At 60.4% G+C, this 12,903-nt stretch carries 10 protein-coding genes, 1 tRNA gene and 3 pseudogenes; 6 read left to right on the forward strand and 8 right to left on the reverse strand.

Annotation, left to right across the window (positions count from 1 at the left end; translation table 11 throughout):
* Nucleotides 1–39: 39 nt before the first annotated feature.
* Entirely contained in the window at nt 40–435 is a 396-nt protein-coding gene (locus DFS28_RS20765; RefSeq protein WP_111451251.1) for a DUF6124 family protein, read from the reverse strand.
* A gap of 629 nt (nt 436–1,064) precedes the next feature.
* Between DFS28_RS20765 and DFS28_RS31225 the strand changes: the two are divergent.
* The 3 genes and pseudogenes from DFS28_RS31225 to DFS28_RS20775 form a co-directional block, all read left to right on the forward strand.
* Nucleotides 1,065–1,751, forward strand: a pseudogene (locus DFS28_RS31225) (PAS domain-containing protein); the annotation flags it as partial.
* 102 nt (nt 1,752–1,853) lie between these two features.
* A pseudogene (locus DFS28_RS31230) lies at nt 1,854–2,291 on the forward strand (methyl-accepting chemotaxis protein); the annotation flags it as partial.
* Nucleotides 2,292–2,348: 57 nt separating this feature from the next.
* Complete coding sequence (locus DFS28_RS20775) at nt 2,349–2,948, forward strand: flavin reductase family protein (protein ID WP_111451253.1); 600 nt, start codon at nt 2,349–2,351, stop codon at nt 2,946–2,948.
* A 12-nt stretch (nt 2,949–2,960) separates the two neighbouring features.
* On the opposite strand, the gene DFS28_RS20780 is transcribed toward DFS28_RS20775, so the two are convergent.
* Nucleotides 2,961–3,329 carry a cupin domain-containing protein gene (locus tag DFS28_RS20780; protein ID WP_111451254.1) on the reverse strand — a complete coding sequence of 123 codons (369 nt, stop codon included), beginning with the start codon at nt 3,327–3,329 and terminating at the stop codon, nt 2,961–2,963.
* A 75-nt stretch (nt 3,330–3,404) separates the two neighbouring features.
* A complete protein-coding gene (locus DFS28_RS20785; protein ID WP_111451255.1) occupies nt 3,405–4,217 on the reverse strand; it encodes an AraC family transcriptional regulator in 813 nt (270 codons plus the stop codon).
* Nucleotides 4,218–4,367: 150 nt separating this feature from the next.
* On the opposite strand from DFS28_RS20785, the gene DFS28_RS20790 reads away from it, so the two are divergent.
* Together DFS28_RS20790 and ddlA are read left to right on the forward strand one after the other, a co-directional pair.
* Complete coding sequence (locus DFS28_RS20790; protein ID WP_076029765.1) at nt 4,368–5,009, forward strand: LysE family translocator; 642 nt, start codon at nt 4,368–4,370, stop codon at nt 5,007–5,009.
* 10 nt (nt 5,010–5,019) lie between these two features.
* Nucleotides 5,020–6,114 (forward strand): D-alanine--D-alanine ligase, encoded by a 1,095-nt coding sequence (gene ddlA / locus DFS28_RS20795; protein WP_111451256.1) that lies wholly within the window; start codon nt 5,020–5,022, stop codon nt 6,112–6,114.
* Nucleotides 6,115–6,224: 110 nt separating this feature from the next.
* Here the strand turns inward: ddlA and DFS28_RS20800 are convergent.
* Nucleotides 6,225–6,377 (reverse strand): annotated as a pseudogene (locus tag DFS28_RS20800) (transcriptional regulator); the annotation flags it as partial.
* A 181-nt stretch (nt 6,378–6,558) separates the two neighbouring features.
* On the reverse strand, nt 6,559–8,391 hold the full coding sequence (gene ggt / locus DFS28_RS20805) for a gamma-glutamyltransferase (protein WP_111451257.1): 1,833 nt from the start codon (nt 8,389–8,391) through the stop codon (nt 6,559–6,561).
* Between the two features lie 164 nt (nt 8,392–8,555).
* Between ggt and DFS28_RS20810 the strand changes: the two genes are divergently transcribed.
* On the forward strand, nt 8,556–9,665 hold the full coding sequence (locus DFS28_RS20810) for a DUF2817 domain-containing protein (protein ID WP_111451258.1): 1,110 nt from the start codon (nt 8,556–8,558) through the stop codon (nt 9,663–9,665).
* Here DFS28_RS20810 and DFS28_RS20815 read toward each other — a convergent pair.
* The 3 genes from DFS28_RS20815 to DFS28_RS20825 all read right to left on the reverse strand — a co-directional run bounded on the left by DFS28_RS20815 (nt 9,569) and on the right by DFS28_RS20825 (nt 12,872).
* Nucleotides 9,569–10,477, reverse strand: coding sequence for a hypothetical protein (locus DFS28_RS20815; protein ID WP_111451259.1), 909 nt, complete (start codon nt 10,475–10,477; stop codon nt 9,569–9,571). The genes DFS28_RS20810 and DFS28_RS20815 overlap by 97 nt on opposite strands.
* A 144-nt stretch (nt 10,478–10,621) precedes the next feature.
* Nucleotides 10,622–10,698 (reverse strand) — tRNA-Met (locus DFS28_RS20820).
* A gap of 116 nt (nt 10,699–10,814) precedes the next feature.
* A complete protein-coding gene (locus DFS28_RS20825; RefSeq protein ID WP_111451260.1) occupies nt 10,815–12,872 on the reverse strand; it encodes a methyl-accepting chemotaxis protein in 2,058 nt (685 codons plus the stop codon).
* Nucleotides 12,873–12,903 lie beyond the last annotated feature (31 nt).

Raw genomic sequence — 12,903 nt, forward strand, 5'->3', positions numbered from 1 at the left:
CAACCAGGTTGGGTGCCCATTTTTTTATGGGGTGGCGGATTAGATGACGCGGCTTTGTTGCTTGGCGAAAATCGCCGCCATCTCGGGTTCATCCAGATGATCCAGCATTCGCTCCACCAACAAATGCACGCCGTCAGCCATGCGGCTAAGCGCCAGGGCTACGGAGCGGCGTGAGCCGTCCACATCGTCGGCGAGGTTGGCGGCGATGGCGCTGATGGACAGCAAATCTTCCGAGGCATTGGCGAGAAGGGTTTCAGGGTTGATGCCCGGGCTGACGCTGAAGAGCTGGCCGTTGCGTTTTGGTGGTTTCTTTTCGGTGGGTGGGAAGTGATGGTCGAGGGCGCGCTCGGCGGCTTCGTGGAGTTTGTTGGAATCGAGTGATTCGTAGGGCGATGCCGGATCGGTTTCCGGCGGATTTGGAGTTACCTTGAACATTGGCTCAATCCTCATATGAGTGAGGCCACGACCCGTTCGCTACTAAACGTAAGGGTGGCAGCTGTGCACAGGTTAGTAGACCGATGAGCCAAGAAATCGGCGCGCCGAAGCGCCCTGCACACAACCGCCATCAAGTGCGGGCATGGGCTGCCTGCAAGATAGATACGTTGTGCGTCTTGACATCGACGGGCTACTAAACCCGATCACTGATGGGCAGTGACAGGAACCAAGTTACCGACCACCCCCAAGGCGCACAAGCCGGCAGATTCTGGCGTAGCCGTAGGCAACGACGCAAGGTGTTGTAGCTTGCAGGAAGTAACCTTGAGCCGTTTTAAACAAGCACTGTCGAGCGGTGTTTAATTTCCGGAAACGCTGGGAAGAAATGATGTTCGACTGCCATTCGGCTTCTGGCGACAAGACGTACATCAACATGCCTAACTATTTTTGTAGGACAACCCTGAAACACTCTTCAGAAAATATCCCAAAGGCCGATGGCTAGGCTGCATGCCGCTTTCTTTCCCTGTCCATCGGTGTATCCCATGTTCAATAAACGCTTGAAGCAGGAGCTGTCGGCTCTTCGCGAAGAACTCTCCAGCCTCCAGCAAGTGAAGGAAAGCCTGGAAAGCGAGATGCTGGTCCTGACCCTCGATGCTGATGGGCGGATTCAATCGGTCAACCAGAACTTCATCGGCGAGATGCTCTACAAAAGCAGCGACCTGATAGGGCGACACATCGAAGACATCGTCCCGACCCATGTGAAGTCGGACGAATTCCACCAGCGCTTCAAGGCCGCGTTGACCCGTGGCGAGCACTTTGCCGGCACGGTGCGCTTGTTACGCGGCAATGGTCAGGAAGCCTGGCTGCGCTCGATCGTGCAACCGGTTCGGTCTGCGGACGGCCGGATCAAAAACTTCTCGATTTACTCCAGTGACCTGACCCGCACCATCGAGGCGTCTCGTGAGCATGAGAACCTGATCGGCGCGCTTGTGCGCTCCACGGCAGTGATCGAGTTTGACCTCAATGGCAACGTGCTGGCGGCCAACGAGCGGTTCCTCAGCGGCATGGGTTACAGCCTCGCGCAGATCCAGGGCAAACATCACCGCATGTTCTGCGAGCCCGAGGAATACAACAGCACCGCGTACCAAGACTTCTGGCGCCGCTTGAATGCAGGCGAGTTCGTCGCCGCCCGTTTCAAGCGCATCGACAGCCACGGTCGCGTGGTCTGGCTGGAGGCTTCCTACAACCCGGTGGTCGATGCCAACAACACGCTCTACAAAGTGGTGAAGTTCGCCACGGTAATTACCGATCAGGTCAATCAGGAGCAAGCCGTCGCCGAAGCGGCCAACATTGCCTACAGCACCTCGCAGCAAACCGACAGCAGCGCGCAGCGCGGGAATGCGGTGGTGACTCAGGCGGTCAATGTGATGCGTAACCTGGCCACGCACATGCAGACCGCCGGTGAAGGCATCGAAGCGCTGAACGAGCAGTCGCTGGTGATCGGCACCATCGTCAAAACCATCAGCGGGATTGCCGAACAGACCAACCTGCTGGCGCTCAACGCGGCCATCGAAGCGGCTCGGGCCGGGGAGCAGGGGCGTGGTTTCGCGGTGGTGGCGGATGAGGTCCGGCAATTGGCTTCGCGCACCAGCCAGGCAACCGATGAGATTGTCGGCGTGGTGCGGCAGAACCAGGACATGGCGCGCAACGCCGTGGCACTGATGACCGAGGGCAAACACCAGGCTGAACAGGGGCTGGCGCTGGCGGCAGAGGCGGGGACGGTGATTGTCGAGATTCAGGACGGTGCACAGAAAGTGGTCAACGCAGTCGGGCAGTTTGCCAATCAGTTGGCGACTTGATGCCTGCCATCGCGGCGTAAATCGCTACAATCGGCGTTTTCCCCAGGAGCAGCCATCATGAGCGTTTCTCACCGCCGTCCGGTTCCCTTGGCCAAGGCGTATCGTCTGCTCAATCACGGCCCGACCGTGCTGGTCAGCGCGGCTCATGACGGCCAGCGCAACATCATGGCGGCGGCCTGGGCCATGCCGCTGGATTTCGAGCCGCCGAAAATTGCCGTGGTGCTGGACAAGTCCACCTGGACACGGCAATTGCTGGAGGCATCGGGCACATTTGTGCTGAATGTTCCCTGCGCCGCCCAGGCCGATATCGTCCAGACCGTGGGGTCGACGTCGGGCCTGGAATTGACCCGGGAGAAAGGCCGGGACAAGTTCCAGGTCTATAATTTGCCGACCTTCAGCGCTGAATTGATCGATGCGCCGATGCTCGAAGGCTGCGTCGCCTGGCTGGAGTGTCGACTGCTGCCGGAGCCCGGCAATCATCAGCAGTACGATTTGTTCCTGGCCGAGGTGATTGCCGCTCAGGCAGACGAGCGGGTGTTCAGTGATGGTCGCTGGCACTTCGAGGGGCAAGACGCGTTGCGCACCTTGCACCATGTGGCGGGCGGGCATTTCCTGAAAATCGGCGATCCAGTGGACGGCAAGGTCCTGCAGGCGTAAGCAGCCTGCCTTTCACACCCAGACGTCATTCTGCGCAGTGCGCTCGCCACCTTCGTTACCCGTGTTCAGCACACCTTTGGGTTCGATCAGCAGGAGTTTCACCTCCTGCTCGGCGAACGGTTTGTGCTCGACACCTTTTGACACCACATACATTTCGCCGGCGTTCACCAGCACGTGGCCATCGCGAAAGTCGATACGCAGTTGCCCTTCCAGGACGATGAAGGTTTCGTCGGTATCCAAGTGATCGTGCCAGATGAAATCCCCCAGCAGTTTCACCACCTTGAACTGGTAGTCGTTCATTTCGGCGATGACCCTGGGCGTCCAGTACGGGCCGATCCTGGCGATTTTTTCAGCGAAATTCAGGCTTTCGTAAGCTTTCATGCAGCAGCTCTCGTGGTTGATCGTGCATCCACGATAGCCGGCGTATCGGTGTGCTTCTTGAACGATTGTGCGGGCTCAGCGGCGGTGCATTTTCATCCAGCGGGCCGGCGACAGTCCGTAGGTTTTGCTGAACTGCCGGGTCATGTGGCTTTGATCGGTGAAGCCGCCGATCAGCGCGGCGCTGACCAGTGACTGGCCCTGGATCAACAGCGAGCGGACCAGGTCGAGGCGGCGCATGGTCAGGTATCGGTAAGGGCTGGTGCCGAACAACAGGCGAAAATCCCGCGACAGACTCCAGCGATCGCGACCGCTGTGTTGCGCCAGTTCTTCCAGCGTCACGGTGCGATCCAGTGCGCTGTGGATGAATTCCCGCGCGCGTTCGGCGGCCGCGTAGTCGAAGCTCTGGCGGGTGGCAGGCACGCCGGAAACGCTGTTCAAGGCTTGGGCCAGATCAAACAGCGCATCCTGCTCTTCGAGAGGGTCGAGAGGGCAATCGAGGCTTCGCAGCAGCAGCACGGCGGTGGCGGCGAACAAACGTGGATCGGCTGACAGGCCGGTCTTGATAAACGGCAACGGCTGGCCGCCGAGCATCTGTTGGATCAGTGCCGGTTCGATGTACATCATTCGGTACTGGAACCCGGTCTCGGTGCCGGCTTCGCCATCGTGAACTTCGTCCGGGTGCAGCACCATGGTCCCGCCCGGCAGACTGTGGCGCCAGCCACCGCGGTACTGAAAACTCTGCACCCCCGCCAGGGTATGGCCGATGGCGTAGGTGTCGTGGCGGTGAAGGTCGTAGCCGTGGCCTGCAAAAAACGCCTCGAAACGCTGAAGTCCGGCGACGTCGGGCGCGCGGTGGAACCAGTCGATAGCGGGCGTTTGCTTGGCCATGGTGGTGTTGCCTTGAACTCGATGCTGAACACGTTACCCCACTGACCAGCCGCCTGTCTGCTGCCGATCGAATCATCCGGCCGGTAGAAAATCCCCGGCTAATGTTGCAAGGTGTTGCATATTTTCTAAGCCAAGAAGGCGACCCACATCATGGAAATATCCCACCTTAGCTATGCTGCTCCGTTGTTGTCGTTGGCGCTGTTATGGACAGTTGCGGTGGTGACGCCGGGGCCGAACTTCTTCAACACCGCGCAACTGGCTGCCAGTTGCTCCCGGCGCCACGGGGTCGTCGCCGCACTGGGCGTGGCCACGGGCACGGTGCTTTGGGGGTTGGCGGGTGGCCTGGGCATCAAGTCGCTGTTCAGCGCCGCGCCGACGCTCTACCTGAGCTTCAAGATTGCCGGCGGTTGTTACCTGATCTATCTGGGTTTGAAGCAGTTCAAGCGCAAACCACCGAGTGTGCCGGGCGATAACGGCTCGCTGAATGTCGCCGGTCGCACGCTGCTATCGGCTTATGGCCGGGGCTTTGTGGGCAACATGACCAACCCCAAGGCCGCGCTGTTCGTCGCAACGATTTTCGCCACGGCCATGCCGGCCTCGCCGCCACCGATGTTGCTGGCGCTGGCCGTGCTGACCATGGCGACCTTGTCATTCAGTTGGTATTGCAGCGTGGCGTTGCTGTTTGCCAGCCGGCGGGTCGCGGGTGCTTATGATCGTTCGCGTAAATGGCTGGATCGCTTCGCCGGCAGTTGCTATCTGCTGTTCGGCGCGCATCTGGTGGCCAATCGTTGAGGAGTTCTGAATGAGCAAACTGCGGGTGGGCATTATTTTTGGCGGCCGTTCAGCTGAACACGAAGTGTCGCTGCAATCGGCGAAAAACATCGTCGATGCGCTGGACCGTTCGCGCTTTGAACCAGTGCTGATCGGCATCGACAAGCAAGGCCACTGGCATCTGAACGACCCTTCGAACTTCCTGCTCAACCAGGAAAACCCGGCGTTGATCGCCCTTAACCAATCCAACCGCGAACTGGCCGTTGTGCCGGGCAAGGCCAGTCAGCAATTGGTGGAAACCTCCAGTCAGGAAATGCTGGGTCATGTCGATGTGATCTTCCCGATCGTCCACGGCACCCTGGGCGAAGACGGTTGCCTGCAAGGCTTGCTGCGCATGGCCGATCTGCCGTTTGTCGGCTCCGACGTGCTCGGTTCGGCCGTCTGCATGGACAAGGACATCAGCAAGCGCCTACTGCGTGACGCCGGGTTGGCGGTTACGCCGTTCGTCACCCTGACACGCGCCACCGCGGCCCGCACCGGGTTCGCCGAGGTGCAAGGCAAACTCGGCTTACCGCTGTTCGTCAAACCGGCGAACCAGGGATCGTCCGTAGGCGTCAGCAAGGTGAATGACGAAGCCGAGTACACGGCCGCAGTGGCGCTGGCCTTGGGTTTCGATGAGAAAGTCTTGGTCGAGTCCGCCGTCAGCGGCCGCGAGATTGAATGCGCGGTGCTCGGCAACGAAGACGCCATCGCCAGCGGTTGCGGCGAAATCGTGGTGCGCAGCGGGTTTTATTCCTACGACAGCAAATACATCGACGCTCAAGCGGCGGAAGTGGTGGTCCCGGCAAACATCAGCCGCGAGGCTAGTGAACGCATCCGTGCCCTGGCCGTCGAGGCATTCCAGGTGTTGGGTTGTTCCGGGCTGGCGCGGGTCGATGTGTTCCTGACCGAGAGTGGCGAAGTGCTGATCAATGAAATCAACTCGTTGCCCGGCTTCACCCGCATCAGCATGTACCCCAAGCTATGGCAGGCCACTGGTATGACTTACAGCGAGTTGGTCAGCCGCTTGATCGACCTGGCGCTGGAGAAACATCAGGCGCGGCAGGCGCTGAAGATCTCTCGCTAGGCTGAGTCCAGCGCGCAGTGAACTTTGAAGTCGTCATCCAGTTTGACGGCGACGATCACGGCGTCTCATATCATTTTGGGTATCTCGGCCTGATTCGTCTGCCGACGCAACCGCTTCGATTCATAGGCTTCGATCAGCGTGATCATAATGTCGAAGTAATCACCCTCAGGGGTGCCAGGCTCTGGTTCGTTGTCGAATAGCGCTGACACGTTCTTGAGGGCTGCACGATAGTCCTCGTCGGTGTGAATGGGGCGGATGTTCATGGGTTACTCCATCTCGACGGTATCAGCGTCGATTGCGTCGTACTGTTTGGGAGTGCCGACTCTATCCAAGAAGCAGTCACTTGCGGGTAGGAAAAGGCTGCGTGAAGTGGCCGATCAGGATGTATCAGGTGTAAAAAAGGGCCTACCTCCCGGTAAGCCCTTGCTCATTCCCGCGTACGACTCAATCCCCCAACGCCGCCCCCTCACGCCGCGGATCGGCCCCACCCGCCAACGACGTTTTCCCCTGCCCATCCTTCACCTGAACAATCGCCTGGGTCCCGCTGGTCATGTCGATCTCGTTCACGCTGTGCCCTTTGTCCTTCAGCGTCTGAATCAGCGCCGGGCTGAACTGCCCCTGTTCCAGTTCGGTCGGGCCGTTGCGGCTGCCGAAGTTGGGCAGGCTGATGGCGGTTTGTGGATCGAGGTTCCAGTCGAGCAGGCCGATGGTGGATTTGGCGACGTATTCGATGATCTGCGAGCCGCCGGGGGAGCCGATGGTGGCGAGGAATTCGCCGCTCTGACGGTCGAAAATCAGGGTTGGTGCCATGGAAGAGCGTGGGCGTTTTCCGGGTTCGACGCGGTTGGCGACCTTCTGGCCATTCTCTTCGGGGATGAACGAGAAGTCGGTCATCTGGTTGTTCAGCAGGAAACCCTGAACCATCAGGTGCGAGCCAAACGCGGACTCCACCGTGGTGGTCATGGATACGGCGCCACCTTCGTCATCCACCGCCACCACTTGCGAGGTGGAGATGCGCAGCGGCGAACGGTCCGGTGCGTAGGCGACCTGGATGCCTGGCGGGGTGCCAGGTTTGGCCGTGCCCATGCTGCGATCGCCGATCAGGGCCGCGCGGTCAGCCAGATACCCAGGGTCCACCAGACCTTTGACGGGGACGGGCACGAAGTCCGCGTCGGCCACGTACTGCGCGCGGTCGGCGTAGGCAAGGCGCTCGGCCTCGGAGATCAGGTGCACGGCTTCAGGCGTCGGTTCGATGCCCGCAGGTTTGTTTGTCTTGACCGGTTTGAGCGGCGCCAGGGCAAAACGCGGGTCACGGGTTTCCAGGGCCTGCAAGGTGCCGAGGATCTGCGCCACGGCGATCCCGCCTGACGACGGTGGCGGCATGCCGCAGACCTGCCAGCGTTTGTAGTCGGTGCACAGCGGCGCGCGTTCCTTGGCGCTGTAGCCGTTGAGGTCGTTCAGCGACAGGCTGCCGGGGTTGGCGTGGCCCTGAACCTTGGCGACGATCTCCTGTGCGACGGGGCCTTTGTACAACGCATCCGGTCCTTCCTTGGCAATGCGTTTGAACACGGCGGCCAACGCCGGGTTTTTCAGCGTAGTGCCCGCGGCTTTCGGGCTGCCATCGGCATTCAGGAAGTAGGCGACCATGTCCGGCGAGCGTCGAATAGACGAGTCCGCGGCGATCAACTGGTGTAGGCGTGGCGAGATGGCGAAGCCTTGATCCGCGAGTTTGATCGCCGGTTCGAACAGCCGTGCCCACGGCAGATGACCGTGTTTCTGATGGGCCAACTCAAGCGCTCGCAACACGCCCGGTGTCCCGACTGAACGACCGCCAATCTGCGCCTGGGTGAACGGCATCGGTTTACCGTCGGCTTGCAGGAATAGCTTCTCGGTGGCGCCGGCCGGAGCGGTTTCGCGACCGTCATAAGTGCGCACAGCCTTGCCATCCCACAGCACGATCAACGCACCACCGCCAATGCCCGAGGATTGCGGCTCGACCAGGGTCAGCACGGCCTGCATCGCAATCGCTGCATCGATTGCCGAACCACCCTGGCGCAACATCTCCCGTCCGGCCTCGGCCGCCAGCGGGTTGGCCGCGGCTGCCATGTGTTTTGAGGCGTATTGGGTCTGCAGGTCGGCGCGATAACCTGACGCGACTTCTGGCGCGACAGGCAACGTCGAAGTGGTCGGGGCGCTACAGGCTGCGAGGGTTAAAGCAGCGGCGATCAGCGAAAAGGCTGACAGGCGATAGTGGCTCAAGGGGAAGGTTGAGAACACGTGGGGGCACTCCGTCCGTGGGAAAGATCAGGGGACTTTATCGGCCGAAAGGAAGTGACGCAAACCAGCGCCTACAGCAAAGACACTTTTGCCCTTCATGAGTCCGCGGATTTTCTGTAGGGTCGAGGGCAACAGACTGGCCAGAAGATCAACAAGAGGCAGACATGCAGACCGAGTTCCCCACCCAGCCGAGTTACCGCACCCAGCGTGATCAATTCCTGGCCGCCGCGACCGCGGCCGGTGCGACGCTGACCGAGTACCCGCATCCACTCAAAGGGCCGTTCGGTGAGCCGTTGAGCACCGATGTGGCCGTGCTGGGTGATCCGCGCGCGAAGCGTTTGCTGATTGCGCTGAGTGGCACTCATGGCGTCGAAGGCTTCTATGGTTCGGGATGTCAGATCAAGTGGTTGCAGGCGTTGGGCAAGCGTTCGCTGCCGGCCGATGTCGCGGTGGTGATGATCCACCTGATCAATCCGTGGGGCACTGCGTGGCTGCGTCGGGTCAACGAAGACAACATCGACCTGAACCGCAATCACCTGAACTTCGAGCATGCATTGCCCGATAATCAAGCCTACGCAGCGCTGCATGAAATCTATGCCTGCACGCAGTTGCAGGGCCCGGAACGTGATCGCGCCGATGCCTTGCTCGATGAGCAAATCGCCGAACACGGTTGGCCAGCTGTGATGTCGATTGTCGAGGGTGGCCAGCACCGTTATCCCGATGGTTTGTTCTACGGCGGGCTGGCGCCGAGCTGGTCGAATCGCACGTTGCATCAGATCATTCAAAAGCATGTTTCCCATGCCGAAGTGGCCATGTGTTTCGACTTGCACACCGGGGCAGGGGAGTACGGTCATCCGATGTTGCTGACCATTACCGAGTCGGCGTACCCAGCGCTTGCGGATGCGCAGGCGATTTATGGTCCCTGGCTCTATACCTTGCACACAGGCGCCGACACGCTGAGCGAAACCGGCGTTGCTGCCACTGCTACCGGCTACACCTCGCAGGCGTTGATCAATGCGTTGCCGCACGTGCGGTTGATGCCGTTTGTGATCGAGTGCGGGACGTATCCCGGCGCCGACGTTCATCGTCATCTGCGCGATGATCACTGGCTGCACCTGTATGGCAATCCGAGTGATGCAGTGGGGCGCGGGATCAAACTGAATCTGGTGGAGCAGTTCTATCCCGCCGACAGCGACTGGCAGGCGATGGTCTGGCTGCGCACCTGGCAGATTTGGGAGCGGGCGTTGTCAGCATTGCCGGCAATCCGTTCCTGACGTGATTTGCGCGGACGTGGCCTCTCGTTGCCCGAACTCATGCGGTTCAAATCTTCCTGCAACCGCAGCATGCTTTCTTCGCCGGCGCGGATGAAGCCGCTGCGGGGTTGATCCAGGTCGAGGGTGATGGTGAAGACCATGGCAATCAGGATCGCGAAGATGGCCGTCGAGCCGTGCCGTCGACGGTGGCCCAGGCCATAGCTGTAAGCGATGAAACCCAACGCACCGATGGCCACGACGAACAGCAGATTGATGACGGTTGCCGGGACATGATCGTCCTGCTCGGCGCGGCGCTTTTCATTGACGTTGTAGACGTCGGTCAACGACTGGATCACCAGGTTCATGGCGGCTGTCGCTTCGCCCTGAGCCTCGGCGGCCGCAGCCAGATTCCATAACTGGTCCTCGATCGTCCGCGACGATTCGCTGGCGGCCTTCAACAGTTTCTCGTCCATGCCGGCGCGCATGAATTCAATCCGCGCCGAGACATAATCCTTGAGCATCGCCGACATCTTTCCGCGCAGATCAGGCGGCAGCAATTTCGCTCGCAGATAGGTCGAGCCGATCACCGTGACTTCATCCTGAATCAGTGTCTTGCGCGCTTCGAAACGTGAGGTGGCCATGGCGAAGTTGAAACCCAACAACAACGCGAGCAGACCGAGGAGGGCGGTCTGCAAAACGGTGAGGTGGGAGCGGGTCGAATCATTGCTGTGGGTTCGATGATGACGGCCGAGACGAAAAGCGAGTTCCAGCACCACGCAGAAGATGGCGACCACGATGAAAAACAGAATGATCTCGTCCAGGCCCCAGTACATAGGCTAGGTCTCTCTGCGTTCAAGCTTTGGCATTAACTGTAGGAGAGAACCGCGAAGAGTGGGCATTAACCGCCCTGTGGGCCAGAGCACTTTTCTTGAGGCATAAAAAAACGGCCTACCTTTCGGTAAGCCGTTTTTAGTACTTGGTGGCTACACAGGGACTTGAACCCCGGACCCCAGCATTATGAATGCTATGCTCTAACCAACTGAGCTATGTAGCCAAGTGGCGCGCATTATTGGCTCGTAACAGAGATGTGTCAAGCGTAAATCTAAAATATTTCTCTACGCTTTCAACCGCTTATCCGCCTGACCCGAAAAAACGGGTCAGGAGAGGGCATCAACTGAGCTGAAATCTCCCGGTATTGGCACTCAAGGCCTTGCTGCCCTGGCTCAAGGTGTCCGCTGCCAGGTTCACCGCTCGCGCGCCTTCGAGCAAGCGTACCGCGGCCTGATCGACTTGCTGGATATTGCCGCTGACCTCGTCGGCGGTGGTCGCTTGCTCGTCGACCGCGGTGGCGATCTGCGCCAGGGTGTCGGTGACGCTCTGCACGGCACTGGCAATTTCCCCCAGGCGTTCGCCGAGGCCAGTGACGGCCTGGGCGTCGGACTGAGCCTGGCCGCAAGCGGCTTCCATCAGGCTCACCGCTTCGTTTACGGTGCTGCGCAGGCTGTCGACAGTGCCGGCAATCTGCGCGGTGGAGGACTGGGTGCGTTGCGACAGGCTGCGCACTTCATCGGCCACCACCGCAAAGCCACGACCTTGCTCGCCCGCGCGAGCGGCCTCGATGGCGGCGTTAAGTGCCAATAGATTCGTCTGCTCGGCAACGCCGCGAATGGTATCCACCACCAACTGAATCTGCTGCCCTTGTTCACTGACCCGGCCCAGTGCTGCAGCGGTGTCGTTCAAGCGCTGATTGAGTTGCTGAATGCTCGCCGTCGTGCGCTGGCTGTCACGGCTGCTGTCAGCGGCGATGCGCTGGGTGTGCTGAGCGCTGCCGGAGGCCTGTTCGCAACTCTGGGCGACCCCTTGGGAGGTCGCGGCCAATTGCGTGGCTGCCGCGGCGATCTGGCTGATCTGCAACTGCTGGGCTTCGACTTCCCCAAGGGCACCGCTGGAGTGATGGTTGAGGGTGCGAACCGCGTTGCTCAGCTGCAAGGTTTCATGATCGACCCCCAGCAAACTGTTGCGCAGTTGCACCACCGCGACGTTGAGGGCGGTGCTGATGGCGGCCAGTTCATCGCGGCCCTCTACCGGTACTTGCAGGCTCAGATTGCCGTCGCGCAAGGCTTCGGCCAGCAGGGTAATGCCGCTGGCGCTACGACGGATCGAGGCCTGCAAGCAGATGAACAGGTACAGCGCGGCCAGCAACAGGCAGCCAAAAATGCTCGCTACCAGGATGAACTGGCGAATGGCAGAACCGTGGTAATAGTCCAGGCGCTGATCCAGCGACACCAACGACTGCTGACGCAACGAAGCGAGGTCGGCGAGCAGGGGGTCGAGGCTGCGTTCGAACTCTTCCGGCTTGAGCTTGATGCTGCCGCCGAACACGCCGTCATCGAGGACTTTCAGCTCGGCGTCCAGGTGCTTGAGGCTGTCATGGTATTGCCCGGCCCAGGTTTGCAACGCGCTGGGCAGCCGCGCTTCCAGCAGGTTCGCTGTTTTGACCAACTGCTCCCGGGCATCGCCGATGCGGCTGCGCAAGTCGCGCAGTTGCAGACGGCTTTGCAGGGTGAATTGCCCGGACACTACAGAGGCCTGGCCAACGCTGGCGAGACGGCCGACGCGTTCAATCAGGTCTGGCGCGTGCTGCGTGGAGATCTGCGTCAGCAAATAGGTTTCCAGCCACGGCGCCAACGTCAGGCGATTATCCATGGCGATCTGCTCGCGCAAGGCTTGCAGGGCACTCAAGGCATTGGTGAAACGATCGTAACCGTCCGGCCACCAACCGACGCTGCTCAGGCTTTTTGAGTCCAGGCCGTTGAGGGCGGTTTGCAGGGCTTGATATCGGGTCAGGGTTTCGCCCTCGGCGCCTTCGGTTTGCAGTGCGTTGCCGAGGTCCGAGGTGGCTTGGGCGACGGCTGGCTGAACCGTATCGAAAGCCGCCATCGCCGCGATCGTCGCGGGTGTCGGCTGGCGATTGGTTTCCGTGGCGCGCCAGCGAGCCGCGCGGTCACGCTGAGCGGCGAGCAGGTTATCCAGAGCATCGAGGGCGAGCAGTTGCCGAACCCCGGCACGTTCGCCGGAGATCAGGTTCAGTTTGTCGCGATAGTCCTGACCGATCATCCACAGGCTGCCCGTCAACGGCAGGATAAACAGTAGAAACAACAGCTGAAATTTGCGTGCGAAGCCAAAACGCCCCAGCAACCCGATCCCCGGTGATAAAAAAGCCTGCATGCCCCAAAACTCCTCTGGACACCACGCACCA

Source organism: Pseudomonas sp. 478, from assembly GCF_003254125.1.
Classification (GTDB): Bacteria; Pseudomonadota; Gammaproteobacteria; order Pseudomonadales; family Pseudomonadaceae; genus Aquipseudomonas.

Coding starts and splice junctions, on each gene's coding strand:
- DFS28_RS20765 (WP_111451251.1), bottom strand. CDS start 435: ATGTTCAAGGTAACTCCAAATCCGCCGGAAACCGATCCGGCATCGCCC.
- DFS28_RS20775 (WP_111451253.1), top strand. CDS start 2,349: ATGAGCGTTTCTCACCGCCGTCCGGTTCCCTTGGCCAAGGCGTATCGT.
- DFS28_RS20780 (WP_111451254.1), bottom strand. CDS start 3,329: ATGAAAGCTTACGAAAGCCTGAATTTCGCTGAAAAAATCGCCAGGATC.
- DFS28_RS20785 (WP_111451255.1), bottom strand. CDS start 4,217: ATGGCCAAGCAAACGCCCGCTATCGACTGGTTCCACCGCGCGCCCGAC.
- DFS28_RS20790 (WP_076029765.1), top strand. CDS start 4,368: ATGGAAATATCCCACCTTAGCTATGCTGCTCCGTTGTTGTCGTTGGCG.
- ddlA (WP_111451256.1), top strand. CDS start 5,020: ATGAGCAAACTGCGGGTGGGCATTATTTTTGGCGGCCGTTCAGCTGAA.
- DFS28_RS20810 (WP_111451258.1), top strand. CDS start 8,556: ATGCAGACCGAGTTCCCCACCCAGCCGAGTTACCGCACCCAGCGTGAT.
- DFS28_RS20815 (WP_111451259.1), bottom strand. CDS start 10,477: ATGTACTGGGGCCTGGACGAGATCATTCTGTTTTTCATCGTGGTCGCC.
- DFS28_RS20825 (WP_111451260.1), bottom strand. CDS start 12,872: ATGCAGGCTTTTTTATCACCGGGGATCGGGTTGCTGGGGCGTTTTGGC.